The following is a 24,974-nucleotide window of genomic DNA, read 5'->3' as shown; positions in this document are numbered from 1 at the left end:
ATATTCAGCAGCCTACGGACTGAATCGCTTCATGTCACTAGCGAGTTTCACGAGGGCCCCTTACGCCACTACGTCACCCGGCCCCGGAAGCGCCGGCGCTCACCGGCCGCCTCCTCCTGGGCGGCGTCGGCCATCCGGACGACGGCGGTGTCCCGGCCCGCGACCACGGGCTTCGGCGACCGCGCGGCCTTGGCTTTGTACTGCGCGGCGTCGGCCAGCCGGAACAGCCGCCGGGACGACTTCACGGGCCCGATCGGATCCCCCGTGGACGCCACCCCGCAGGCCACGCCCTCCCCCAGCTCCAGTTCGGCGGCCCGCAGGCACAGCTCCTCCGTCACCCGAACCACCTCATCGGCCGCGGGCCCGACGCTCACCAGACAGAACTCGTCGCCGCCGAGCCGGGCGACGAGCGCGCCGGGCAACATGGCCCCGCACAGGCTCAGCACCGACCCGAACCGCTCCAGCAGCCGGTCGCCCATGGCGTGCCCGAGGGTGTCGTTGACCTTCTTGAGGCCGTTCAGGTCACACACCACCAGACTGACCACGGCCGCGTTGCGCCGGTGCTCCTCCAAGGCTTCGTCGAGGCGCATGTCGACGGCCCGCCGGTTGGCCAGCCCGGTCAGCGGATCGGTGAACGCGAGCCGCCGCGCCTCTTCGAGCCGCTCGTTCTGCGCGAGGCCGGCCGCGACGACCGCCGCCAGGACGGTCGCGAACTCGGCGTCGTCGCGGTCGAAGCCGGGCAGGCCCTCGTCGCGGGCGACGTACAGCTCGCCCCAGGCGCGGCCGCTGAGCACGATGGGCGCGACGACGCAGGTCCCGCGGCGGCGGCGGCGCAGCGCCTCGCCGCGCCGGCCGGGACGGCCGCCGTCGGCGCTCTCCACCCAGGCGTGGGGGCCACCGCCGCCGACCCACCGCTCGTGCAGGAACTCGGTGATCTCGGGGAAGTCGTGGACGGGGTAGGACTCGTCCTCGGGGAACTCCTCCTCGCCGGCGCGGCGCTCACCCTCGTTGACGAGCACCCGTAGACGGCCGCGCTCGCGCTCCCAGGCGGAGATCGCGGCGAACGAGCCGTCCATCGCGAGACGGGCCCCGCGGGCGGCGGCCCGGACGCTGTCCCGCGGCGCGGATGCGGCGGCCATGGCCTGCGCCAGGCCCACGACGGCTCGCAGCCGCCCGTCGACTCCCATCATCCCAGGTTAGGGAGTTTCCGACCCAGCGCCACCGATCCCCCGACGGGGCAGATCCGCCCACGGCGCCGCTACCGGGACCCGGGCCCCGTAAGGCGCCGGCACCACCCTCGGCGTCCGGCCCCGGACCTCCGCGCCTCGAACGCCGGCGGGGCTGGATCTGCCCCGGGCCGGGCCGGACAGGGACGGAGGCACCAGACGGGGACGGAGGCGGCCGGCGGGGACAGAGGCGGCCGGCGGGGCTGGATCTGCCGCACCGGCCCACCCGAAGCCCACCCGACCAGCCTCGACACCGGCACCCCAGCCGCGCCGGCCCTGCCCCGCCGGGGCCCCGCACGGCCGAGCGGGCCCCGCACGGGACGGCTGCGCAGGCCCTGGCGGATCCGTTCGCGGGTGGCTAGCGGCCCGGCCAGTTCGGACGGCGCTTTTCGTTGAACGCCGCCACGCCCTCCGCGCGGTCGCCGGAGAACGCCACCGTCCGCCAGGCCGCGTCCTCGATCTCCAGCCCGGCCGTCAGGTCCATCCCGTGCCCCAGCCGCAGCGCCCGCTTCGCCGCCCGCAGCCCCACCGGGGAGTTCGCGGCCATCCGCCCGGCCAGGGCGAGCGCCTCGTCACGGTCCGTGCCCGCCGGGACCAGCGAGTCCACCAGGCCGAGCGCCAGCGCCTCGGCCGCCTCGACCCGCCGCGCCGTGAAGATCAGTTCCGCCGCCCGCGCCGCGCCCACGCGCCGCGGCAGCAGCTGCGTGCCCCCGCCGCCGGGGATCACGCCCACGGAAACCTCCGGCAGGCCGACCACCGCCGTCTCGTCGGCCACGATCACGTCGCAGGCCAGCGCCAGCTCGAAGCCGCCGCCCAGCGCGAACCCGTGCACCGCCGCGATCGTCGGCATCGGGAGTTCCAGTACGCCCCCGTAGGCGCCCCGCGTGGTCGGCCGCTGCTGCACCAGCTCGGCGTCCGTCAGGGAGTTGCGCTCCTTGAGGTCGGCCCCGACGCAGAAGGCGCGTTCCGCCGCCGAGGAGAGCACGACCACCCGTACCGACGCGTCCGCCGCGAGCGCCGCGCAGGCGTCGCCGATGGCCCGCGCCATATCCGTCGAGACGGCGTTCATCGCCTTGGGCCGGTCCAGGACCAGCTCCGCGACCCCGTCGTCATGCCGGCGCACAGTCACGAACTCAGACACAGAGACCCTCCCGGTTAACGAACGTTACCCGGGGATCTTAGGCTTCCGCCGCGTCAGCGACCAGGGCTCCACGACGCCCAGCCCGCGCACCGGCCGCTGCCACATCGGCTGGAGCGCGAAGCGGTACGTCCCGCCGCCCTCCTCGGCCTCGGCCTCCTTCTCGGACACCGGCGCCGCGCCCGTCCGCCCGAGCTCCTCCGCCATGGCCCCGTCGACGAGCACGGCGTCCTTCGGCGCTATGGACGTCAGTCGCGAGGCCAGGTTCACGGTGGTCCCGAAGACGTCGCCCATCCGGGTCGTGACCGTCCCGAACGCTATGCCGACGCGCAGCTCCGGCATCTGGGCGTCGGCTTCCATCGTCTCGATGAGCCGCAGCGCGATCTCCGCGGCCGTGGCCGCGTCGTCGGCGCAGTACAGCACCTCGTCGCCCAGCGTCTTGATCAGCCGGCCGCCGTGCGCGGCCACCAGGTCCGCGGACGTCGTCTCGAAGGACTCGACGAGCTCGCCGAGCTCTTCCTCCTCCAGCCGCCGCGTCAGCCGCGTGAAGCCGACGAGGTCCGCGAAGCCCACCGCGAGCCGCCGGTCGACCATCTCCTCGTCGTCCGCGACCTGCACCACGCGTCCGGTGGCCGCCGCCAGCTGGCGCCGCCACACGTAGACGAGGAACTCCTCCAGCTCGGGCAGCAGCAGCTCCACCAGCGGGTACGTGACCTCCGTACGGGTCATGCCCGGCTCCGGCGGCTCCGTCAGGCCCTCCAGGAAGGAATCGATCTGCCATTCGGCCAGCCGGGCGGTGGTCTGCCCGGTGGACCGCGCGACCTGTACGGCCATGGGCTCGCTCAGCAGGCCGGCTTCGACGAGGCCGGCGAGGCGGCGCAGCGCCAGTACGTCGGCCTCCGTGAGGGCCTTGGCCTGACCGATGTCCGCGAAGCCCATGGCCCGCCAGAAGCGGGAGGCGAGCTCCATCGAGACGCCGGCGCTGCGGGCCGCCTGGAAGGGGGTGTACCGGCGCTCCGCGCCGAGGATCAGCTGCTCCAGCCGGATGGCGAGCGGGTCCGCCGTCGGCTGTGCGGTGTGGTCGACCTCGTGGTGGGGAGTGTGCTGGTCGCGTCCGATGGGAGTCCCCGGACCGGGCCCGGGGGTGGACGCGCCGGACGTAGGGTCGTCGACGGTCAAGGGCCGCCTCCTGTCCATTCCGTGCGCACTGCCCTGCCGAACCGGGTGATCACCGGGAGGACCGGGATCGCCTAAACCATACGGCAGGTGTGCCGTAGCTCACTCCCCACTCTCCGCAGCCGCGGCCGTGCTAGCGCACCGACCTCAGGTGGACGACGTCCCCGGCGCCCACGGCCTCGTGCCGGTCCTCGGCGCTGCGGACGACGAGCCGTCCGTCCGCGTCGACCGCTTCGGCCGTACCGGTGAGCGTGCGGCCGCCCGGCAGGTCGGCCCGTACGTGCCGGCCGAGGGTGACGCAGTCCGCCGCGTACGCCTCCTGGAGGCCGCTGGCGGCCGGATCCCCGCCGGCCGCCCGCCAGTCCCCGTACCAGCGCTCCAGGGAGCGCAGTACGGCCTTCAGCAGGGGCTCTCGGTCCGTGACGGCGGCCTTGGCCAGGATCAGCGACCCGGCTTCCGGCACCGGCAGCTCGTCCTCGGTCAGCGTGACGTTGAGCCCGATCCCGATGACGACCCCGTCGCCGACCCGCTCGGCGAGGATGCCGCCGGTCTTGCGTTCCTCCCCGTCCACGGTGATCAGCAGGTCGTTGGGCCACTTGAGGGCGGTGTCCACGCCGGCGGCCCGGGACAGCCCGGTCGCGGCGGCCACCCCGGCGAGCAGGGTCAGCCACCCCCACCGCTCCTGCGGTACGGCCCCGCCCGGCTTGAGCAGGACGGAGAAGAACAGCCCGGACCGGGCGGGCGCGACCCAGCTCCGGTCGAGCCGCCCGCGCCCGGCGGTCTGCTCCTCGGCGACGAGCACGGCCCCCTCGGGGAGCTGCCCGGCGCGGGCCGCGAGATCCGTGTTGGTGGACCCCGTGGCGGCGACCACCTCGACGGAGGACCACAGCCCCCCGTCGGTGACGAGGGCCCGCTCCAGCGCGGCAGCGTTCAACGGAGGCCGCTCAAGGCTCGACCAGCGGCTGTCGGCGGCTCCGGACGGAGCCCCTCCTGATGCATCTGATGGCGTCATGCAACCCACAGTAGGTGTGTCAAACGCCGCACTGCCGAGCGCCATGCCCGCCGATACGCTACGCACCAGTAGCCAGCAGTAGTCAATCAATTGACCAGGCAGTTGACACCACACAGGGAGCCGCGACCCCGATGTCACAACCCTCAGAGCCGATCGACATGCACACGACCGCGGGCAAGATCGCGGACCTGCAGCGCCGGATCGACGAAGCCACTCACGCCGGGTCCGCGCGCGCGGTGGAGAAGCAGCACGCCAAGGGGAAGCTGACGGCGCGTGAGCGGGTCGCCCTGCTGCTGGACGAGGGGTCCTTCGTCGAGCTCGACGAGTTCGCCCGGCACCGCTCGACCGCCTTCGGGCTGGAGAAGACCCGGCCGTACGGCGACGGCGTCGTCACCGGCTACGGCACGGTGGACGGCCGTCCGGTGGCCGTGTTCTCGCAAGACTTCACCGTCTTCGGCGGGGCCCTCGGCGAGGTCTACGGCCAGAAGATCATGAAGGTCATGGACTTCGCGCTGAAGACCGGCTGCCCGCTCGTCGGCATCAACGACTCCGGCGGCGCCCGCATCCAGGAGGGCGTCAGCGCGCTGGGCATGTACGGCGAGATCTTCCGCCGGAACGTGCACGCGTCGGGCGTGATCCCGCAGATCAGCCTGATCGTCGGGCCCTGCGCCGGCGGCGCCGTGTACTCCCCCGCCATCACCGACTTCACCGTGATGGTCGATCAGACCTCGCACATGTTCATCACCGGCCCGGACGTCATCAAGACGGTCACCGGCGAGGACGTGGGCTTCGAGGAGCTGGGCGGCGCCCGCACCCACAACTCCACCTCGGGCGTGGCCCACCACATGGCCGGGGACGAGAAGGACGCCATCGAGTACGTCAAGTCCCTGCTGGCGTACCTGCCGTCGAACAACCTCTCCGAGCCGCCGGCCTTCCCGGAAGAGGCGGACACGGAGGTCTCCGACACCGACCGCGAGCTCGACGTCCTGATCCCGGACAGCGCGAACCAGCCGTACGACATGCACACCGTGATCGAGCACGTGCTCGACGACGCGGAGTTCCTGGAGACGCAGTCGCTGTTCGCGCCGAACATCCTCACCGGCTTCGGCCGCGTCGAGGGGCACCCGGTGGGCATCGTCGCCAACCAGCCGATGCAGTTCGCCGGCTGCCTGGACATCGACGCGTCCGAGAAGGCCGCCCGTTTCGTGCGGACCTGCGACGCCTTCAACATCCCGGTGCTGACGTTCGTCGACGTCCCGGGCTTCCTGCCGGGCACCGACCAGGAGTACAACGGAATCATCCGGCGCGGCGCGAAGCTGATCTACGCGTACGCCGAGGCCACCGTCCCCCTGATCACCGTCATCACCCGCAAGGCCTTCGGCGGCGCGTACGACGTCATGGGCTCCAAGCACCTCGGCGCGGACCTGAACCTGGCCTGGCCGACCGCGCAGATCGCCGTCATGGGCGCGCAGGGCGCGGTCAACATCCTGCACCGCCGCGCCATCGCGGAGGCGGAGGAGGCGGGCACCGCCGAGGAGACCCGGGCCCGGCTCATCGCCGAGTACGAGGACACCCTGCTGAACCCGTACACGGCCGCCGAGCGCGGGTACGTCGACGCGGTGACCATGCCGTCGGAGACCCGGACGCACGTGGTCAAGGGGCTGCGCCAGCTGCGCACCAAGCGCGAGTCCCTGCCCCCGAAGAAGCACGGCAACATCCCCCTGTAGGAGGTCAGTCCTGTGGTGATCAAGGTCGTCAAGGGGAATCCGACGCCCGAGGAGCTGGCCGCCGCACTGGCGGTGGTCCAAGCGCGCGCGGCGGTGCTGGCCTCGGCACCGTCGGGCGCGCCGCGGGTGGCGGACGAGTGGTCGGCGCCGGCCCGGGTGGCCCGGCGGACGCTGCCGCAGCCGGGGCCGCGGGCGTGGGCCCGTACGTACTGGCCGGGCTAGAGCGGCCCGGGCGGCCCGCCGTCCGGTCGTGAAGATGGCGTGAACGGACCGTGGCGCCTGAGTACCCGTACTCAGGCGCCGCACCGGCCTGCGGGGCCAGGATCGGTGCATGCTCTGGTCAGACCCGAAGAACGAGCCGCCCGAGGACATGCGGGACGCGCAGGCGATGGTCCGGAGGATGACCGTGGTGGTCGTCCTCGCGATGCTGGTGGTCGTGTACGTGCTGGGCGTGGGCTTCTAGGGCGCGTTCGGGGCGGGACGGCCGCCCCTACGATGGCGGGCATGACTGCTGCTGCCCACGCCCTCGTCCTCGCCTCCGCCTCACCCGCCCGGCTCAACCTGCTGCGGCAGGCCGGCCTGGCCCCGCACGTGATCGTCAGCAACTTCGACGAGGACGCTCTCAGCGCGGACACCCCGGCCGAGCTGGCGCTGGCGCTGGCCGAGGCCAAGGCGGGCGTGGTGGCGGCCCTGGACGAGGCCGCGGGCGCCCTGGTGATCGGCTGTGACTCGGTGCTGGAGCTGGACGGCGAGGCGCTCGGCAAGCCGGCGGACGCCGAGGAGGCCACCTCGCGCTGGAAGTCGATGCGCGGGCGGGTCGGCGTACTGCGCACCGGGCACTGCGTGATCGACACGGCGAACGGACGTCAGGTTTCGGCCACGGCGTCCACGACGGTCCGGTTCGGCGAGCCCACGGACGCCGAGGTGGCCGCGTACGTGGCGAGCGGCGAGCCGCTGCACGTGGCCGGGGCCTTCACCCTGGACGGGCTGTCGGCTCCGTTCATCGAGGGCATCGACGGCGACCCCGGCAACGTCATCGGGCTGTCGCTGCCGCTGCTGCGGTCCCTGCTGGCCGAATTGGGCGTGTCCATCACGGATTTGTGGGCTTGAGGTCCTCGAACGGCGTAGGCGGGGCGTCCTGGGCGTCCGGGGCGCCCCCCGGACCTCTGGGGCCCCCGGGACCCCTCGCACCCGCCATGCCCTCGTCCTGGGCCGCGTAGAGCGTCAGGGTCAGCACGAGCAGGCACAGGATCACCATCGTCACCGCGAAGGCGCCCCAGCCGACCAGGCCGACGGCGATGGCGCCGAGCAGCCCGTGGGTGACGGCGGCGGTGACGAGCACGACGCGGGCGAAGGTGCCCGGGGCCCGGTCCCGTACGGCCGCCACGACGAGGAGCACGGCGCACAGGAGCAGGAACGCGCCGATGCCCGCCCCCATCCCGTACGTTGCCGTGGACATGACATCCGGGTCCATGCCCGCGATGGACATCGACTGGTTGTGGGTGGTCCTACCCAGGACGAAGTGGACGAGAACGAGGACCGCCGCCTCGACGACGAGCACGAGCGCGGCCAGCCCGGCCACGAGTCTGCGCAGCACGACGCCCACCACGAACCCACCCCTCCCCACGAGTCCCCGACCACAAGCCCGTTCGACGCCCTGGAGGCTACTAACGGGTAAACGTACGGACAAGGGGTCCGGGCAGCTTCGTTGCGCGAAGGGCCCCGCCGGCGATCACGCAAAGAATGTGTGGGCCGTTCGTAGGGACTCGACAAAGAATCACGGGGGCCCGCTGACCCGGCGAACAGAGACCTTGGTTACGTGACGGGGTTACTGTGCAGTTGGGGATCCCCCTGACCTGGGGCGCCACAAGGGCTTTCCTCGCTTGAGGCAGACTCGAATCACACTCCGTGTGGGCAAGGTCACCTCTAGGGAAGGGTCGAAACGCCGTGTGGGCTGTCCCTAAACTCAGCTTGTTTCAAGGAGGGAGCCATCGTGCGCAAGGTGCTCATCGCCAACCGTGGCGAAATCGCTGTCCGCGTTGCTCGGGCCTGCCGGGATGCCGGAATCGCAAGCGTAGCCGTCTACGCCGATCCGGACCGGGATGCTCTGCATGTCCGCGCGGCCGACGAAGCTTTCGCGTTGGGCGGTGACACCCCGGCCGCCAGCTACCTGGACATCTCCAAGGTCCTCCAGGCCGCAGCCGATTCCGGCGCGGACGCCATCCATCCCGGATACGGCTTCCTCTCCGAGAACGCCGACTTCGCGCAGGCCGTGCTCGACGCGGGCCTGACCTGGATCGGCCCGCCCCCGCAGGCCATCCGCGACCTCGGCGACAAGGTCGCCGCCCGGCACATCGCCCAGCGCGCCGGCGCGCCGCTCGTCGCCGGCACCCCGGACCCGGTGTCCGGCGCCGACGAGGTCATCGAGTTCGCCAAGGAGCACGGCCTGCCCATCGCGATCAAGGCCGCCTTCGGCGGTGGCGGTCGTGGCCTGAAGGTCGCCCGCACCCTCGAAGAGGTGCCGGAGCTCTACGAATCGGCCGTCCGCGAGGCCGTCGCCGCGTTCGGCCGCGGCGAGTGCTTCGTCGAGCGCTACCTCGACAAGCCGCGGCACGTCGAGACCCAGTGCCTGGCCGACTCCCACGGCAACGTGGTCGTCGTCTCGACCCGTGACTGCTCGCTGCAGCGCCGCCACCAGAAGCTGGTGGAGGAGGCCCCCGCGCCGTTCCTGTCCGAGGCGCAGAACGCCGAGCTGTACGCCGCCTCGAAGGCGATCCTGAAGGAAGCCGGCTACGTCGGCGCCGGCACGGTCGAGTTCCTGGTCTCCGCCGACGGCCTGATCTCCTTCCTGGAGGTCAACACCCGTCTGCAGGTCGAGCACCCGGTCACCGAAGAGGTCTCCGGCATCGACCTGGTGCGCGAGATGTTCCGCATCGCCGACGGCGAGGAGCTCGGCTACGGCGACCCGGTGCTGCGCGGCCACTCGTTCGAGTTCCGCATCAACGGCGAGGACCCGGGCCGCGGCTTCCTGCCGGCTCCGGGCACCGTCACCAAGTTCGCCGCACCGTCGGGTCCGGGCGTCCGCCTCGACACGGGCGTCGAGTCCGGCTCGGTCATCGGCCCGGCCTGGGACTCGCTGCTCGCCAAGCTGATCGTCACGGGTGCCACCCGCGAGCAGGCGCTGCAGCGTGCCGCGCGTGCGCTGGCCGAGTTCGAGGTGGAGGGCATGGCCACGGCCATCCCGTTCCACCGCGCGGTCGTCACGGACCCCGCCTTCGCCCCGGCGGACGGCAGCCCGTTCACGGTCTTCACCCGCTGGATCGAGACCGAGTTCGTCAACGAGATCCCGGCGTTCGCGGCTCCCGCGGCCGAGGACGCCGAGGACGAGCCGGGCCGCGAGACGGTGGTCGTCGAGGTCGGCGGCAAGCGCCTTGAGGTCTCGCTGCCGTCCTCGCTGGGCATGACCCTGGCCCGCACGGCCGCCGCGGGCGGCGCCAAGCCCAAGCGCCGTGCGGCGAAGAAGTCCGGTCCGGCGGCTTCCGGCGACACCCTCGCGTCCCCGATGCAGGGCACGATCGTCAAGGTCGCGGTCGAGGAGGGCCAGCAGGTCAACGAGGGCGACCTGATCGTCGTCCTGGAGGCCATGAAGATGGAGCAGCCGCTGAACGCGCACCGCTCCGGCACGATCGTCGGCCTCACCGCCGAGGTGGGCGCGAGCCTCACCTCCGGGGCCACCATCTGCGAGATCAAGGACTGACGTCCTTGTCCCACCCGTGAGGCCCGGCACCCCCTGAGGGGTCCCGGGCCTCACGGCTGTGGGAGCCGCCACGCCGTGCGCGTGCGCGCCGCCGCTTGCGGGAGCGCCGACCCCTGCACCCGCGCGCCCCAAACGCCGGCATGGCTGTGGCCTAGCGGCGCCGCATGTCGGCCACCCGGCCCCGCTCGCTCGCCTGCTGGTCCAGCAGCGCAGGGGGCGCGCTCCGTAGCGCGGTCGTCGGGCCGCCTCGGCGCTGCACCGGCAGGGGGGATTCCCGGCGCGGGCGGCGCCCGACCATTGCCTCGCCACCGCCGGAGGCCACGGCCCCGGCCACGGTGATCTGCACTCCCTGGTCGGCGAGCGCCTGGAGCTCCGTCGCCGCCCGGTCGTCGTGCGGCGGCGGCTCGTCCGTGACCAGCCGCGTCATCACGTCCGTCGGCACGGTCTGGAACATGGTGTCGGTCCCGAGCTTCGTGTGGTCGGCCAGCACCACCACCTCCGCGGCGGCCTGCACCAGCGCCCGGTCCACGCTCGCGCTGAGCATGTTGGACGTGGACAGTCCGCGCTCGGCGGTCAGACCGGTCCCGGAGAGGAAGGCCCGCGAGACCCGCAGCCCCTGGAGGGACTGCTCGGCACCGCTGCCGACCAGCGCGTAGTTGGAGCCCCGCAGGGTCCCGCCGGTCATGACCACCTCCACCCGGTTCGCGTGGGCCAGGGCCTGCGCGACCAGCAGCGAGTTGGTGACGACGGTCAGTCCGGGCACCCGGGCGAGCCGGCGGGCCAGCTCCTGGGTCGTGGTGCCCGCGCCGACGACGACGGCCTCGCCCTCTTCCACGAGGCCGGCCGCAACGTCGGCAATGGCGGTCTTCTCCGCCGTCGCGAGATGGGACTTTTGCGGAAATCCGGACTCCCGCGTGAAACCGCCCGGCAAAACCGCACCGCCGTGTCGGCGGTCGAGGAGTCCTTCTGCCTCCAGCGCCCGCACGTCCCGCCGTACGGTTACTTCGGAGGTCTGGACGACGCGGGCGAGCTCCCGGAGCGATACCGCTCCGTTGGCCCGCACCATTTCGAGAATCAATTGGCGACGTTCTGCAGCGAACACGAAACTGACAGTAACCCCAACGACCGTCTTGTTTCAGCTCCTTGCGCCGGAATACCGAAGTTGTCCATAAGACAGGGCGACTAGTGGTATACGCGGCGGGTCGACTGAGTGAACGTCACTCCACCCCCCGGCGGGCCGCCCCAAGTCCCCTTGTGACGTGGGGCGGTTGCCTTGGCTACGCCTCGCCGGCGGCCTTCCGCGTGTGCAGCTGGCGCGCCACCTCGGCGATCGAACCCGACAGCGAGGGGTACACCGTGAACGCGTTTGCGATCTGCTCGACGGTCAGGTTGTTGTCCACGGCGATCGAGATCGGGTGAATCAGTTCGCTGGCGCGCGGCGACACGACGACGCCACCCACGACGATCCCGGTGCCGGGACGGCAGAACAGCTTCACGAAGCCGTCCCGGATGCCCTGCATCTTGGCGCGCGGGTTGCGCAGCAGCGGCAACTTCACGACACGGGCGTCGATCTTGCCGGCGTCCACATCGGCCTGCGTGTAACCGACGGTGGCGATCTCCGGGTCGGTGAACACGTTCGACGAGACCGTCTTGAGGTTCAGCGGGGCCACCGCGTCGCCGAGGAAGTGGTACATCGCGATGCGGCCCTGCATGGCGGCGACGGAGGCCAGCGCGAAGATGCCCGTCACGTCGCCGGCCGCGTACACGCCGGGCGCGGTCGTGCGGGAGACCTTGTCGGTCCAGATGTGCCCGGAGTCCTTGAGCCGGACCCCGGACTCCTCCAGGTTCATGTCCTTGGTGTTCGGGATCGCGCCGACGGCCATCAGGCAGTGCGAGCCGGTGATGACGCGGCCGTCGGAGAGGGTGACCTCGACGCGGTCGCCGACGCGCTTGGCGGACTCGGCGCGGGAGCGGCCGATGACGTTCATGCCGCGGCGGCGGAAGACGTCCTCCAGGACGGCGGCCGCGTCCGGGTCCTCGCCGGGCAGCACGCGGTCGCGGGAGGAGACCAGCGTCACCCGGGAGCCGAGTGCCTGGTACGCGCCGGCGAACTCGGCACCGGTGACGCCCGAGCCGACCACGATGAGCTCCTCGGGGAGCTCGTCCAGGTCGTAGACCTGCGTCCAGTTCAGGATGCGCTCGCCGTCGGGCATCGCGTCGGGGATCTCGCGGGGGTGGCCGCCGGTCGCGATCAGCACGGCGTCGGCCGTCAGGATCGTCTCGGTGCCGTCGGCGGCGGTGACGATGACGTCGCGCGTGCCGTCGATGCCCTGCGGGCCGCCGAGCTTGCCGCGGCCGCGCACGACGCGGGCGCCGGCCCGGGTGACGGAAGCGGTGATGTCGTGCGACTGGGCGAGCGCGAGGCGCTTGACGCGCCGGTTCACCTTGCCGAGGTCCACGCCGACGACGCGCGCGGCCTGCTCCAGCGGCGGGGTGTCGTCCGCGACGACGATGCCCAGCTCCTCGTACGACGAGTCGAAGGTCGTCATGACCTCGGCGGTCGCGATGAGGGTCTTGGAGGGCACGCAGTCGGTCAGCACCGACGCGCCGCCCAGACCGTCGCAGTCGACGACGGTCACCTCCGCGCCGAGCTGGGCCCCCACGAGGGCCGCCTCATACCCGCCGGGTCCGCCGCCGATGATCACGATCCGGGTCACGAAAACTCCGCCTCACGTCTACCCGGCCGGCTGCCGCCCCGGCCGGGGCTTCCGGGGGGTTCTCCCCGGGGGATGCATTCCGTGCTCCATTGTCCCGCACGCTTCAAGGTGCTTCTCCCCCGGTCCGGCCATCCGTGGGGACGGCCGGGCACGCGCCCCGCCCCGGCCCTCCCGTACTCTCGACCTCATGTCGCTCTACGCCGCGTACGCCGGCAACCTCGACCCGCGGCTGATGACGCGCCGCGCTCCGCATTCGCCGCTGCGCGGCACGGGCTGGATCAACGACTGGCGGCTGACCTTCGGCGGTGAGCAGATGGGCTGGGAGGGCGCCCTCGCCACCATCGTCGAGGCCCCCCGCCACCAGGTGTTCGTCGCCCTGTACGACATCGCACCGCTGGACGAGGACTCCATGGACCGGTGGGAGGGCGTCGGGCTCGACATCTACCGCCGGATGCGGATCCGCGTCCACACGCTGGACGGCGAGGAGGCGGCCTGGTGCTACGTGCTGAACGGATACGAGGGCGGGCTGCCCTCGGCGCGCTACCTCGGTGAGATCGCCGACGCGGCCGAATCGGCGGGCGCCCCGCACGACTACGTGATGGAACTGCGCAAGCGCCCCTGCTAGGGCGCGTCCGGCGTTCCCGGCGTCGGGAACGATTCGGCGGAAACGACAAGGCAACGATCCGAACACCGTGAGCTGCGCCATCTACGCGCGTAGGCAATGACCGGCTACGCTCGTCTGCGTGAACGCATCTGTTACCGATCCCTACGCCGACGCCACCGCCGCAGCCGCCCGCCTGCGTGAGCTGACAGGCGCCGAAACCCACGATGTCGCCCTCGTCATGGGCTCCGGCTGGGCCCCCGCCGCAGAGGCGCTGGGCGCACCCGAGGCCGAGTTCTCCGTCACCGAGCTGCCCGGCTTCCCGCCGCCCGCGGTCGAGGGCCACGGCGGCAAGATCCGCTCGTACAAGATCGGCGACAAGCGTGCGCTGCTCTTCCTCGGCCGGACCCACTACTACGAGGGCCGCGGCGTCGCCGCCGTCGCCCACGGCGTGCGCACCGCCGTCGCCGCCGGCTGCAAGACCGTCGTCCTGACCAACGGCTGCGGCGGTCTGCGCGAGGGCATGAAGCCCGGCCAGCCCGTCCTGATCAGCGACCACCTCAACCTGACGGCCGCCTCGCCGATCGTCGGCGCGAACTTCGTGGACCTGACCGACCTGTACTCGCCGCGCCTGCGCGCGATGTGCAAGGAGATCGACGAGACCCTCGAAGAGGGCGTCTACGTCCAGTTCCCCGGCCCGCACTACGAGACCCCGGCCGAGATCAACATGATCCGCGTCATGGGCGCCGACCTGGTCGGCATGTCCACCGTGCTGGAGGCGATCGCCGCCCGCGAGGCCGGCGCCGAGGTGCTGGGCATCTCCCTGGTCACCAACCTGGCGGCGGGCCTGTCCGGCGAGCCGCTGAACCACGAAGAGGTCCTCCAGGCCGGCCGTGACTCGGCCGCGCGCATGGGCAAGCTGCTGACGCAGGTCCTCGACCGCATCTGAGGCACCGGCACCGTACGAGAGACAAGGCGGAAGTAGTGCAGGAACAGGGACAGGACGACCTGATCACCCGGGCCCGGGCCTGGCTGGCCGAGGACCCGGACCCGCAGACGGCGGCCGAGCTCGCCGAGCTCGTCGAGACCGGGAACACCGCCGAACTGGCGGACCGGTTCTCCGGCACTCTCCAGTTCGGCACGGCCGGGCTGCGCGGCGAGATCGGCGCGGGCCCGATGCGGATGAACCGCTCGGTGGTCATCCGGGCGGCGGCGGGCCTCGCGGCCTACCTGAAGGCCCAGGGCCACGCCGACGGCCTGGTCGTCATCGGCTACGACGCCCGGTACAAGTCCTCGGACTTCGCCCGTGACACCGCCGCCGTTATGACCGGCGCGGGCCTGCGCGCGGCCGTCCTGCCCCGCCCGCTGCCGACTCCCGTCCTCGCGTACGCCATACGGCACCTGGGTGCCGTCGCCGGCGTCGAGGTGACCGCGAGCCACAACCCGCCCCGGGACAACGGCTACAAGGTCTACCTCGGCGACGGCTCGCAGATCGTGTCCCCCGCGGACACGGAGATCGCGGCGGAGATCGCGCGCGTGGAGACCCTCGCCTCGGTCCCCCGCCCGGAGTCCGGCTGGGAGGACCTCGGCGACGAGGTCCTGGAGGCCTACCTGGCCCGTACGGACGCCGTGCTGACCCCCGGCTCCCCCCGGGGCGTGCGGACGGTCTACACGGCCATGCACGGCGTCGGCAAGGACGTCGTGATGGCCGCCTTCGCCCGGCACGGCTTCCCGGCGCCGGTCCTCGTCGCCGAGCAGGCGGAGCCGGACCCGGCCTTCCCGACGGTGGCGTTCCCGAACCCGGAGGAGCCGGGCGCGATGGACCTCTCCTTCGCGAAGGCCGCCGAGGTCGGACCGGACATCGTCATCGCGAACGACCCGGACGCGGACCGCTGCGCGGTCGCCGTCCCGGACGACGCGGCTCCCGACGGCTGGCGGATGTTGCGCGGCGACGAGGTCGGCGCGCTGCTGGCGGCCCACCTGGTCCACAAGGGCGCGACCGGCGTCTTCGCCGAGTCGATCGTCTCGTCCTCGCTGCTGGGGCGGATCGCGGAGGCGGCGGGCGTCGGCTACGAGGAGACCCTCACCGGCTTCAAGTGGATCGCCCGCGTCGAGGGCCTGCGCTACGGCTACGAGGAGGCCCTCGGCTACTGCGTGGACCCCGAGGGCGTCCGTGACAAGGACGGCGTCACCGCCGCCCTGCTGGTGGCGGAGCTGGCCTCGGAGCTCAAGGAGCAGGGCCGCACGCTGACCGACCTGCTGGACGACCTGGCGATGGAGCACGGCCTGCACGCCACCGACCAGCTGTCGGTCCGCGTCTCCGACCTATCGGTCATCGCCTCGGCGATGGCCGCGCTGCGGGCGGAGCCGCCGGTGTCGCTGGCGGGCCTGCGGGTCTCCTCGGCGGAGGACCTGAACCGGGGTACGGCGACGCTCCCGCCCACGGACGGCCTGCGCTACCACCTGGAGGGCGACTACAAGGCCCGGGTGATCGTGCGGCCGTCGGGCACGGAGCCGAAGCTGAAGTGTTACCTGGAGGTCGTGGTGCCGGTGGCGGACGCCCCGGACCTCGTCCCGGCCCGCGCCCGTGGCCAGGAGATCCTGGACGCGATCAAGAAGGACCTCTCCGCGGCCGCCGGCATCTGACTCCGACGCGCCGGGGCACTCACCGGCTCCACGCCGCTACCGCTGGGGGCACCTCCCAGCGGTAGCCGCGGGAGACACCGTCCGTCACGTGCGGCGGCCCGGGCCCCCGGGGCACTCATCGGCTCCACGCCGCTGCGCCGGACTCCGTCCGTCGGATGCGGGGGCCGGGACCCCGGGCCCCGGGCTCCACGTCGCTGCACCGGGGGAGAGTCCGCCCGTCGGGTGCATCGCCAGACTCCCCGACCCCCGTCCCGTCCGGCGGGGGCCGGGGCCACTTCGGCCCCCCGAGATCCGCTTGAGTTCTAGTGATCGTCGCAACACCCCGATTCGGGGAGTGCGATGGACTTCGAGATCCGGGACCGTTCAGTCAACCGGGGACGCCGTTCGTTGACCGAGGAACGGCGTGCCTACCTTCAGCTCATGCAGCAAGGCGTGAGCAGTCGGGAAGCGTGCCGGATCGTCGGTATCAACCTCAGGACGGGGAAGCGGTGGCGTAACGGCCGCGCCCCGTCCGGCAGGACCGGAAGGGCGCTACCGCTCACAGCGGTAGCGCCCTCGTCCGGTCCTTCGCGCTTTCTGCGCGAGGCGGACCGGATCCACATCGCCGACCGGCTACGCGAGAAGGCAGCCATCCGTACGATCGCGGCCGAGCTGGGCCGCAGCCCGTCCACGGTCAGCCGGGAGATCCGCCGCAATCGGCACCCGGGTAACGGCCAGTACCGGCCGCACGCGGCCCAGGCCCGCGCCGACGCCCGCCGGCCCCGCCCCAAGCCGGGGAAGATCGGCCAGAACCCCGTGCTGCAGGACTTCGTCCAGGACGGCCTGGACCTGAAGTGGAGCCCGGAGCAGATCTGCGAGAGTCTGCGCCGGACTTTCCCCGACCGGCCGGAGATGCACGTGGTCCACGAAACGATCTACCAGGCCCTCTACGTCCAGGGCCGCGGCGAACTGCGCCGAGAGCTGGCCCGCGCCCTGCGTTTGGGACGCGCCCGCCGCACACCGCGCCGCCAGGCCCAGCAGCGCCAGCCCCGCTTCACCACCCCGATGGTCATGATCAGTGAACGCCCGGCCGAGGTCGAGGACCGGGCCGTGCCCGGCCACTGGGAAGGCGACCTGATCATCGGCAAAGACAACGGCTCCGCGATCGGCACCCTCGTCGAACGCGCCACCCGCTACGTGATGCTCCTGCACCTGCCCGACGGCCGCAGCGCGGAACACGTCCGCGACGCCCTCGTCGAGACGGTTCAGACGCTGCCCGCACACCTGGTGCGCTCGCTGACCTGGGATCAAGGCAGCGAAATGGCGGCGCACGGCTCGTTCACCGATGCCACCGACATCCCGGTCTACTTCTGCGACCCCGCCAGCCCTTGGCAGCGCGGCTCGAACGAGAACACCAACGGCCTGCTGCGGCAGTACTTCCCCAAGGGCACCGACCTGTCCGTCCACGGACGCGACCACCTCGACGCCGTCGCGGCCCAGCTCAACGGGCGCCCACGCAAAACGCTCGGCTGGGAGACCCCAGCCGAGCGCCTGCATAAACTACTTGCCGCCTGATCAAACCAACCAGGTGTTGCGACGATCCCTAGAAACCGCCCCGTCTCGGGGGGCCGCTGCCGTTCTCGCTGCCGTTCCCGCTGCGCGGAGCCCCTCCCCGCCCCGCCCGTCCACCGCTCCCCGTTCTCCGCCCGGACCGGAACCTGACGACGACCGGATCGGCCCGGAAAGCCTCCAGGTGCACCGGATCGCCGTGCGCTCCTCATGACATGGCGTCCGGCGGCCGCCTGGGGGTGTTCAGCCGAGGTCGAGCAGCATCACGTCGTGCAGCGGTGCCCCGGCCCACGGGCGGGCATCACCCACCTTGCGGTAGCCCCATGCTCGATACGCGGCCACGGCCGCTTCGCTGTCCGGGTGGACGTTGAGCAGGACACGTTCGGCGTCGGTGGTGACGAGGAGGGTTTCGTGCAGCCGGCGGGCGACGCCCTGACTACGCCACGCGGCGCGCACGGCGAGTTCCATCAGGCCGAAGGTTCGGCGGCCGTCCTCGCGGCGCATGTCCTCCGGCACCGGCTCAGTGAGTTGGTCCCACCAACCCGTCTGCGGGCCGAGTGGGTAGCCGTACGCCAAGCCGACGGGCTGGCCGCCTTCAGCCGTCGCCAGGGCTCCGAGGAAAGTGCTCTTGCGGGTCTGTGCCCGGAAGCGACGGAAAGTGGCAGACACCTCCGCCTCGTCGGAAGGCGTCCTCAGCCTTCGCCGCAGCCGAGCCGTCAAGCTGTTCGATGATCACTGGTGCTGACTGGCTCATCCAGGCCTTTCAAGGGGAACGCGCGGTCGAGGAGGCCCTATCCGCGACGACCGCCGACGGCCAGCATCACCTACGGCGTAGCTTTGCGGTATGGCCTCTGAGCACTTGGGTGACCGGTTGGGTCGTCTTCGTCGTTTCGCCGATCTCACGCAAGAAGGGTTGGCGGAGCGGTCCGGCGTGTCCGTGGACGTCGTACGCAAATTGGAACAGAAGCGCAAGCACAGCGCGCGGCTGCCCACGTTCCACGCCTTGTCGAAGGGACTGGGCGTCGAACTGACGAGCCTGCTGGGCGATCCGCCTGGGGTGCCGTCGAACGGTGAGGCCGATTCCCCCGCACTCGTGGCCGTCCGGCGCGCGATCATGCCTCCATTGTTCGCACCCCCTGTAGAACCCACAGGTGTCGAGCGCCTGTCGCTCCCCCTTCTGCGTGCCGAACTGGCGGCCGGATGGACCCTGTACCACTCGGCGGACTTCGGCCGTCTCATGGGCTTACTCCCCGGCATGATCGCCGACGCCCGCCTCCTGGCAGCCGTCGGTAACGCTGACCAGCGGGCAGCCGGTCAAGCCGCCCTCGGCAAGGCTCTGCAACTGGGTGGGCACCTGGCCATCCGTCTGGGAAAGACCGACCTCGCGCTCTCGGCTCTGGAGCGCGCCTACGCTGCCGCCGGGGACTCATCGGACCCGTTGCTGGCCCCGATGCTGTCGAACTCCGTGGCGTGGGCCTACCAACGCCAGGCCCGCCTGGACGACGCGCGGAACCTGGCCGTCCATGCCGCAGACGCTGTGGAGCGGGAACACAGCGGTACGTCAGAGGGTGTCCGCGTATGGGGCGGGCTGCTGATGTCCGCGGCGACCTCGTACGCGCGGAGCGACGACTACGAGACCGCCAACGACATGATGGTCACCGCGGAGAAGGCGGCGGGCCGTCTGGCCGCACTGCCTCCGCCGACCGACGGCAAGCTGGTCTCAGTCTTCAGCCGGTCGTCCGTACGCATTGAACGAGTGCGCCTCGCCGTTCAGCACGAGCGGCCGGCGGAAGCCCTGGCGCTGGCCAGCGGGATAAGGCTCGGCAAAGACACCCCTCCCTCGTGGCGTACGTGGCTGCTCTTGGATCTGGCCCGCGCCCACACGGACATCGGAGACGCCGCCGGGGCCGTCAAGGCGCTCGAAAGACTGCGGAAGGTGGCCCCGGCGTGGCTGCGTCACCACACCTTGGCTGTGGCCATCGTGGCGGATCTGTGGGCGGGACCGCACCACCCGCCAGGCGTGCGGCAGCTGGCGGAGTTCCTGGGCATCACCGACTAAGACCGCAAAAGTGGGACGTTGCGTCCCTGTAGTCCCTCGCTGGCCGACGAGAGCATCAAACCGTCCGGCAGACAACGCGAGGGATGCGGCATGGCAACAACGCAACAAGAGACGGCATCAACCCGTCCGCTCGATCCCGACGACTCGCCGTCGAGGGCGATGGCCCTCGACAACCCCAGCCAGGGCCTCCTCGACCGTGCGCGGGGCGGATGGGAGCGTTTCCTCGACACCTTTGAGGCGGCAGCCGATGAGTGAGCGGTACGAGTACGTCCACCACCGGCTCCTCCACCGCCGTGTCCGCGACATCGCGTCCGGTACCGAAGGCGAGCTGATGGCCGTGGTCAACGAGAACGTGTCCGACACCGGAGCCGAGCAGTGGATGCGGCTGGCCTACGTCCGCGACCGGTCCGGTCTCGAATTCACCACCGCAGTGGGCAACATCGTGTCCACCGAGTACATCGACACCTTGGAAGCCTGCCTGAACCGGCGACGGCCACCGAATTGACCAGGTCAGCCCCGGACGGGCGGCGGGCGCCAAGCCGTGCGGAGCGCGTAGCGACCTGGTGCGCCCGGAGGGTCCCTGGGCTGATCTGGTTTCGCCGTTTCGTGCGGGTAGGCCGCCCCGGCCCTGGGTTGGGGGGAAATGGGCTTTGCCCGCGGCGTGGCTGGTCGCAGAGGGGTCGGCGCTTCGGTGATGCGGGCGCTTCTGCTACTCGTCCCCGTGACCGTCCTTCTGGGGCTTCCCGGCAGTCTTTGTCTTTCCGGGGCGGGTCGGGCCGTCAAGGGGCGCCGGAGGCGATCGCGTGGCGACGCGACGAAGGAGCGCCCTTGACGGGCCGGCGCGGCCCTCCTCTGATGCCGACCCGCCGGGGAGGCCCGCCGGGGCCGAGCCGTGCGAGCGGCGCGTCAAGAAGGGGACGGCGAAGCCGAGGGGCGGACCAGTTCGCCGAGGGTGGGGACCGATTCCGGGCGGCTGCGGACCGTCTCCGTGCACTCCCACGCCCGCGGCGGATCCGCGTCCGGCCCGCCCAGGACCACCGGTCCCGGGCCCGCCGACACCGCCTCGCTGCCCGCCAGCGTGCACACCACCTGCGACAGCGCGACCGGCGGCAGATCCTCCGGCTTGCGGCTGATGCGTATCGTCCCCGCCGGGTCGCCGGTCCGCGCCGGGGCGACCGTCAGCCCTTCCGGGACTCCGGTCGTGAAGCCCGCGTCGCGCTCCTCCGCCGACGGGTCCCGCTCCAGCGCCTCCAGCAGCGCCTCGGCGACCAGCACCACGGGGTCGCGTACCGGCTTCTTCTCCGGTACCGGCACCACCCGCTCCACACCGACCAGCTGCGATCCGCACACCAGTTCCACCGTGGCCCGGAATCCCTGGACCCCGGTCTGCGGCACCGGGGTGTCGCACGACACCCGTGACGGTGCCGCTCCGACGTCCACCGGGACCGTCGTCGCCCTGATCCCGCACCCGGACACCAAGCCCGCCACGGCCAACAGCACCAGCGTCCTACGCGTCCGCGCCATCACCGGCGATCACCTTCCCCACGTCCACCGGCAGCCGCAGCGTGAACAGTGCACCGCCTTCCGGCCCGTTGGCCGCGGTGATGTCACCGCCGTGGATGTGCGCGTTCTCCACTGCGATCGACAGGCCCAGCCCGCTGCCGTCCGACTTCGGCCGCGAGGCGCTCGCCTTGTAGAAGCGGTCGAAGACGTGCGGCAGCACTTCCTCCGGGATGCCCGGCCCGTTGTCCTGGACCGCGATCGACAGCCAGTCGCCCTCGACGACCACCGACACCCGTACCGGCGAGCCGCCGTGCTTGAGCGCGTTGCCGATCAGGTTGGCGAGGATGACGTCGAGCCGGCGCGGGTCGAGCCGCGCCACGATGCCCCGCTCGGCGTCCAGTTCGACCGCGTCGAGCCACGCCCGCGCGTCGATGCACGCCGTCACCTGGTCGGCGACGTCCACGTCGTCGAGCACGAGCCGCGCCGTCCCCGCGTCGAAGCGGGTGACCTCCATCAGGTTCTCCACCAGGATGTTCAGCCGGCGCGTCTCGCTGACGACCAGTCCGACCGCCGGGGCGATCATCGGGTCGAGGTCCTCGACCTCTTCCTCCAGCACCTCGGCGACCGCCGTCAACGCCGTCAGCGGAGTGCGCAGTTCGTGCGACATGTCCGCGACGAAACGCCGGCTGGCCTCCTCGCGGGCGCTCATGTCGGCGACCTTCTTCTCCAGCGCCTCGGCCGTCTTGTTGAACGTGTGTGACAGGTCGGCGAGTTCGTCGGTCCCCGACACGTCGAGCCGGTGGTCCAGCTCGCCCTCGCCGAGGCGCCGCGCCGCGTCCCCGAGCCGCTGTACGGGCTTGAGCACCGTCCGCGCCGCCGCCTGTGCCAGCAGCGCGGACCCGAGCAGCGCGAGGCCCGTCGCGATGGTCAGCGACCAGCCGAGCGCGTTCAGGTCGTCCCGCTCCTGCGCCAGGGACTTGTACATGTAGCCGGTCGGCCCGCCGCCCACGATCCGCGTCCCGCCGACCAGGTACGGGTTGCCGCGCGGCTTCGTCCGCTGCCAGTACACGTGGTACTCGGCGTCGTTCGCGGCCGTGGCCTTCTGCCGGTCGTTCACCGCACGCTGCAGCGAGCCCGGTACGTCGTCCAGCCCGAAGGCGTCGGGGCCGGCCGCGCCGAACACCTTGCGGCCGTCCTTGCGCTCGTCGACCAGCAGCACGCTGTAGCCGGGGCTGCTGCCCGCCATCAGCTCGGCTGTGCGCTGCATCTCCTCGGGCGTGGGGTCGGCGGGCAGTGCCGCGGCCCGGTTCTGCATCTCCTGGCGGAAGTCGCCGAGGGCAGCGTCCTGGGTACGGGTGAGCACGGCCTCGCGGTTGAGCCAGTACGCGATCCCGGAGGCGGAGACGGCGGCGACCAGCGCGACCAGGGAGAACACCATGAGGAGCCGCAGCCGCAGGCTGGTCCAGCGCCGGCCCGCGAACAGGGCTTTGATCACTGCGGCGAGTCCAGCCGGTAGCCGACCCCGCGCACGGTCCGGATGAGGGTGGGCGAGGACGGTACTTCCTCGACCTTGGCGCGCAGCCGTTGAACGCAGGCGTCCACGAGCCGGGAGTCGCCGAGGTAGTCGTGCTCCCAGACCAGCCGCAGCAGCTGTTGCCGGGACAGGGCCTGCCCGGGCCGGCGACTGAGTTCCAGCAGCAGCCTCAGCTCGGTCGGCGTCAGCTGGAGGTCCTCGCCGTTCTTCGTGACCGTCATCGCGGCCCGGTCGATGACCAGGGACCCGAAGACCGCGGAATCGGTGGACTCCCGTTCCCCGCGGCGCAGCACGGCCCGGATCCGGGCGTCGAGCACGCGGCCCTGGACGGGCTTGACGACGTAGTCGTCGGCGCCCGACTCCAGGCCCACGACGACGTCGATGTCGTCGCTGCGGGCGGTCAGCAGGATGATCGGCAGCTGGTCGGTGCGGCGGATGCGCCGGCACACCTCGAAGCCGTCGATCCCGGGCAGCATGACGTCGAGCACGATCAGGTCCGGCCGCTGCTCGCGCAGCAGTTTCAGGCCGTCCTCGCCCGTCGCCGCAGTGGCCACACGGTGGCCCTGGCGAGACAGGGAGAGTTCGAGGGCCGTGCGGATGGCGTCGTCGTCCTCGATCAGCAACAGGAAAGGCACGGGCTCATTCTGTCCCATCGACCGTTGGGAGTTCGACCGTCGGGTCGAAGGGATCGCACGGGGGCCGCTGTGACAGGTCTGTGACAGACGGCGGACACCCCGGTTAAGTCGGCCGGGCAGTCTTTTGTCAACGAAACAGAGCACGATCCGAAGCAGACTCCACGACGGGGGGCGCGAGATGAACACGCTGCACAGCACCAGCACCAGCGCGGTTGTCACGCGGCTGCACGATGTGAACCGCCGGGCAGGTGTCCGTTCGGTGACGGTCGCCCGTCCGCGGCCGGCGCACACGGTGGCCATCGACGCGAACACGTACCGGCCTTCCGTCCCGGCGCAGCCCACGCCCGAGCTCTCCGCCACCTCGGAGGCCGAGTTCACGGCGTACGTCCAGGAGCGGCGTGCCGCCCTGTACGCGACGGCCTTCCACCTCACCGGTGACCGTTACGAGGCCGAGGACCTGCTCCAGAGCGCCCTGTTCTCCACGTACCGCGCCTGGGACCGGATCAGCGACAAGGCTGCGGTCGGCGGCTACCTGCGGCGCACGATGACGAACCTGCACATCAGCGCGTGGCGTCGGCGCAAGCTCAACGAGTACCCGACGGAGGAGCTGCCGGAGACGGCCTCCGACACGGACGCGATGCGGGGTACGGAGCTGCGGGCGGTGCTGTGGCAGGCACTGGCCCGCATCCCGGAGCCGCAGCGCACGATGCTGGTGCTGCGTTACTACGAGGGCCGTACGGACCCGGAGATCGCGGAGATCCTGGGGATCAGCGTCGGCACCGTGAAGTCGAGCATCTGGCGGTCGCTGCGGCGGCTGCGGGACGACGAGGTGCTGAGCTTCGGCCGCGACGAGGCGGAGTCCTTCGAGGAGCTCGTCGCCTAACGCGGCACACCACAGACCATGGGCCAGGGGGCCGTCCTGCGGGGGTGGGACGGGAGGCCGATGGGGGGGACGGGAAGGCGGGATCAAGCGGCCGGGGGTCCGCGGGGTCCCGCCTTCCCTCATGTCCGGGTCAGGCGGGGGCCGTCGTGCGGTGGCGGCCCGCCGCGCAGGCGGCCAGGCGGCCGAGGGCCTCGTCACGGGCGCAGGCGTGCGCGCCGAGGGCGGTGTGCCGGGCCACGATGCCGCGCTCCGCCCGCATCAGGCGCCAGCCCCTGCGCAGCAGGAACGGCAGGGACTTGCGGCCCTCGCGCAGGTCCCGGACGAGCCTGCGCCGGAACGTCGTCGACGGCCGCCCGCGCAGGCAGATGGCGTCGGCGAGCAGCCCCGCCTCCTGGCACCGGGCCACGATGTCGGCCGCGAAGATGCCCTCCGCGATGAACAGCGGGGTGCGCGCGATGTCCATCGTCTCCGCACCCGTACGGGAGGAGGTGGCGATGGAGTAGACCGGCACCTCGGTACGGCCCGCCGTGCAGAGTTCCGCGATGGCGGCGACCGCCGCGTCCGCGTCCCACGACAGCGGGGAGTCCCAGTCGATGTCGGAGCTGCCCTCGACCAGGGGGAGGGTCGGGTCGTCGCCCTCCTTGTAGAAGTCGTCCAGGCGCAGCACGGGCAGCCCGGAACGGGCAGCCAGCCTGGACTTGCCGGAGCCCGAAGGTCCGGTCAGCAGGACGACACGCGTAGGCAAAGGAGAGGAGGAGCTCACAGGACATCAGTGTGAACCATTCCCCCGCGTAGGGGATGCCTCCGGTGGC

General features: G+C 71.8%; 24 protein-coding genes and 1 pseudogene. 13 read left to right on the top strand and 12 right to left on the bottom strand.

Features of this window, described 5'->3' with window-relative positions; all coding sequences use genetic code 11:
• Positions 1 to 68: 68 nt before the first annotated feature.
• The 4 genes from OG974_RS25985 to OG974_RS25970 form a co-directional block, all read right to left on the bottom strand.
• On the bottom strand, positions 69 to 1,187 hold the full coding sequence (locus OG974_RS25985; RefSeq protein ID WP_327285758.1) for a GGDEF domain-containing protein: 1,119 nt from the start codon (positions 1,185 to 1,187) through the stop codon (positions 69 to 71).
• A gap of 397 nt (positions 1,188 to 1,584) precedes the next feature.
• The gene (locus tag OG974_RS25980; RefSeq protein WP_327285084.1) at positions 1,585 to 2,367 is read right to left on the bottom strand and encodes an enoyl-CoA hydratase-related protein; all 783 of its coding nucleotides are present in this window, start codon (positions 2,365 to 2,367) and stop codon (positions 1,585 to 1,587) included.
• Positions 2,368 to 2,391: 24 nt separating this feature from the next.
• Positions 2,392 to 3,543 carry an adenylate/guanylate cyclase domain-containing protein gene (locus OG974_RS25975; protein WP_054221244.1) on the bottom strand — a complete coding sequence of 384 codons (1,152 nt, stop codon included), beginning with the start codon at positions 3,541 to 3,543 and terminating at the stop codon, positions 2,392 to 2,394.
• Between the two features lie 130 nt (positions 3,544 to 3,673).
• Positions 3,674 to 4,552 (bottom strand): biotin--[acetyl-CoA-carboxylase] ligase, encoded by an 879-nt coding sequence (locus tag OG974_RS25970; RefSeq protein ID WP_327285083.1) that lies wholly within the window; start codon positions 4,550 to 4,552, stop codon positions 3,674 to 3,676.
• A 131-nt stretch (positions 4,553 to 4,683) separates the two neighbouring features.
• Here OG974_RS25970 and OG974_RS25965 point away from each other — a divergent pair, with 131 nt between their 5' ends.
• The 4 genes from OG974_RS25965 to OG974_RS25950 all read left to right on the top strand — a co-directional run bounded on the left by OG974_RS25965 (position 4,684) and on the right by OG974_RS25950 (position 7,389).
• On the top strand, positions 4,684 to 6,279 hold the full coding sequence (locus tag OG974_RS25965; RefSeq protein ID WP_327285082.1) for an acyl-CoA carboxylase subunit beta: 1,596 nt from the start codon (positions 4,684 to 4,686) through the stop codon (positions 6,277 to 6,279).
• Between the two features lie 15 nt (positions 6,280 to 6,294).
• Positions 6,295 to 6,501 carry an acyl-CoA carboxylase epsilon subunit gene (locus OG974_RS25960; RefSeq protein ID WP_266999597.1) on the top strand — a complete coding sequence of 69 codons (207 nt, stop codon included), beginning with the start codon at positions 6,295 to 6,297 and terminating at the stop codon, positions 6,499 to 6,501.
• A gap of 109 nt (positions 6,502 to 6,610) precedes the next feature.
• Positions 6,611 to 6,742 carry a morphogenic membrane protein MmpB gene (gene mmpB / locus OG974_RS25955; protein WP_327285081.1) on the top strand — a complete coding sequence of 44 codons (132 nt, stop codon included), beginning with the start codon at positions 6,611 to 6,613 and terminating at the stop codon, positions 6,740 to 6,742.
• A 32-nt stretch (positions 6,743 to 6,774) separates the two neighbouring features.
• Complete coding sequence (locus OG974_RS25950; protein ID WP_371644615.1) at positions 6,775 to 7,389, top strand: nucleoside triphosphate pyrophosphatase; 615 nt, start codon at positions 6,775 to 6,777, stop codon at positions 7,387 to 7,389.
• Here the strand turns inward: OG974_RS25950 and OG974_RS25945 are convergent.
• Positions 7,370 to 7,888, bottom strand: coding sequence for a hypothetical protein (locus OG974_RS25945; RefSeq protein WP_371644613.1), 519 nt, complete (start codon positions 7,886 to 7,888; stop codon positions 7,370 to 7,372). The genes OG974_RS25950 and OG974_RS25945 overlap by 20 nt on opposite strands.
• 384 nt (positions 7,889 to 8,272) lie before the next feature.
• Between OG974_RS25945 and OG974_RS25940 the strand changes: the two genes are divergently transcribed.
• Entirely contained in the window at positions 8,273 to 10,036 is a 1,764-nt protein-coding gene (locus OG974_RS25940; protein WP_327285078.1) for a biotin carboxylase N-terminal domain-containing protein, read from the top strand.
• 151 nt (positions 10,037 to 10,187) lie between these two features.
• Here OG974_RS25940 and OG974_RS25935 read toward each other — a convergent pair whose 3' ends face one another.
• Both OG974_RS25935 and OG974_RS25930 read right to left on the bottom strand, forming a co-directional pair.
• A complete protein-coding gene (locus OG974_RS25935) occupies positions 10,188 to 11,102 on the bottom strand; it encodes a DeoR/GlpR family DNA-binding transcription regulator (protein ID WP_327285757.1) in 915 nt (304 codons plus the stop codon).
• 211 nt (positions 11,103 to 11,313) lie between these two features.
• Positions 11,314 to 12,753, bottom strand: coding sequence for an NAD(P)H-quinone dehydrogenase (locus OG974_RS25930; protein WP_327285077.1), 1,440 nt, complete (start codon positions 12,751 to 12,753; stop codon positions 11,314 to 11,316).
• Between the two features lie 187 nt (positions 12,754 to 12,940).
• Here OG974_RS25930 and OG974_RS25925 point away from each other — a divergent pair, with 187 nt between their 5' ends.
• From OG974_RS25925 to OG974_RS25910, 4 genes are all read left to right on the top strand, one after another.
• Positions 12,941 to 13,378, top strand: coding sequence for a gamma-glutamylcyclotransferase (locus OG974_RS25925; protein ID WP_053786320.1), 438 nt, complete (start codon positions 12,941 to 12,943; stop codon positions 13,376 to 13,378).
• Between the two features lie 118 nt (positions 13,379 to 13,496).
• The gene (locus OG974_RS25920) at positions 13,497 to 14,303 is read left to right on the top strand and encodes a purine-nucleoside phosphorylase (RefSeq protein WP_327285076.1); all 807 of its coding nucleotides are present in this window, start codon (positions 13,497 to 13,499) and stop codon (positions 14,301 to 14,303) included.
• Positions 14,304 to 14,338: 35 nt separating this feature from the next.
• Positions 14,339 to 16,000 (top strand): phospho-sugar mutase, encoded by a 1,662-nt coding sequence (locus tag OG974_RS25915; RefSeq protein ID WP_371644611.1) that lies wholly within the window; start codon positions 14,339 to 14,341, stop codon positions 15,998 to 16,000.
• 420 nt (positions 16,001 to 16,420) lie between these two features.
• Positions 16,421 to 17,554: an IS30 family transposase gene (locus OG974_RS25910; RefSeq protein WP_371643420.1), complete on the top strand. Its 1,134-nt coding sequence runs from the start codon at positions 16,421 to 16,423 to the stop codon at positions 17,552 to 17,554.
• 237 nt (positions 17,555 to 17,791) lie between these two features.
• Here OG974_RS25910 and OG974_RS25905 read toward each other — a convergent pair.
• Positions 17,792 to 18,302, bottom strand: a pseudogene (locus OG974_RS25905) (GNAT family N-acetyltransferase).
• A 90-nt stretch (positions 18,303 to 18,392) separates the two neighbouring features.
• On the opposite strand from OG974_RS25905, the gene OG974_RS25900 reads away from it, so the two are divergent.
• The 3 genes from OG974_RS25900 (at position 18,393) to OG974_RS25890 (ending at position 20,112) form a co-directional block, all read left to right on the top strand.
• Positions 18,393 to 19,607: a helix-turn-helix domain-containing protein gene (locus tag OG974_RS25900; protein ID WP_371644609.1), complete on the top strand. Its 1,215-nt coding sequence runs from the start codon at positions 18,393 to 18,395 to the stop codon at positions 19,605 to 19,607.
• A 90-nt stretch (positions 19,608 to 19,697) separates the two neighbouring features.
• Complete coding sequence (locus OG974_RS25895) at positions 19,698 to 19,862, top strand: hypothetical protein (protein WP_327285073.1); 165 nt, start codon at positions 19,698 to 19,700, stop codon at positions 19,860 to 19,862.
• A complete protein-coding gene (locus OG974_RS25890; protein ID WP_327285072.1) occupies positions 19,855 to 20,112 on the top strand; it encodes a hypothetical protein in 258 nt (85 codons plus the stop codon). The genes OG974_RS25895 and OG974_RS25890 overlap by 8 nt, the downstream gene beginning before the upstream one ends.
• 401 nt (positions 20,113 to 20,513) lie before the next feature.
• Here the strand turns inward: OG974_RS25890 and OG974_RS25885 are convergent, their stop codons facing one another.
• The 3 genes from OG974_RS25885 to afsQ1 are packed head-to-tail and all read right to left on the bottom strand — an operon-like array spanning position 20,514 to position 23,279.
• Complete coding sequence (locus OG974_RS25885) at positions 20,514 to 21,131, bottom strand: hypothetical protein (RefSeq protein ID WP_327285071.1); 618 nt, start codon at positions 21,129 to 21,131, stop codon at positions 20,514 to 20,516.
• Positions 21,115 to 22,548, bottom strand: coding sequence for a HAMP domain-containing sensor histidine kinase (locus tag OG974_RS25880; protein ID WP_327285756.1), 1,434 nt, complete (start codon positions 22,546 to 22,548; stop codon positions 21,115 to 21,117). Before OG974_RS25880 ends, OG974_RS25885 begins: the two co-directional genes overlap by 17 nt.
• Before the next feature lie 53 nt (positions 22,549 to 22,601).
• Positions 22,602 to 23,279 carry a two-component system response regulator AfsQ1 gene (gene afsQ1, locus OG974_RS25875; RefSeq protein ID WP_327285070.1) on the bottom strand — a complete coding sequence of 226 codons (678 nt, stop codon included), beginning with the start codon at positions 23,277 to 23,279 and terminating at the stop codon, positions 22,602 to 22,604.
• Positions 23,280 to 23,457: 178 nt separating this feature from the next.
• On the opposite strand from afsQ1, the gene OG974_RS25870 reads away from it, so the two are divergent.
• A complete protein-coding gene (locus OG974_RS25870; RefSeq protein ID WP_327285069.1) occupies positions 23,458 to 24,162 on the top strand; it encodes a SigE family RNA polymerase sigma factor in 705 nt (234 codons plus the stop codon).
• 130 nt (positions 24,163 to 24,292) lie between these two features.
• On the opposite strand, the gene OG974_RS25865 is transcribed toward OG974_RS25870, so the two are convergent.
• Positions 24,293 to 24,925 (bottom strand): ATP-binding protein, encoded by a 633-nt coding sequence (locus tag OG974_RS25865; protein WP_327285068.1) that lies wholly within the window; start codon positions 24,923 to 24,925, stop codon positions 24,293 to 24,295.
• Positions 24,926 to 24,974: the final 49 nt, after the last annotated feature.

The organism is Streptomyces sp. NBC_00597, assembly GCF_041431095.1.
Classification (GTDB): domain Bacteria; phylum Actinomycetota; class Actinomycetes; order Streptomycetales; family Streptomycetaceae; genus Streptomyces.
The sequence above is the reverse complement of the archived record's forward strand: the minus strand, read 5'-3'. Positions and strand labels throughout refer to the sequence as shown.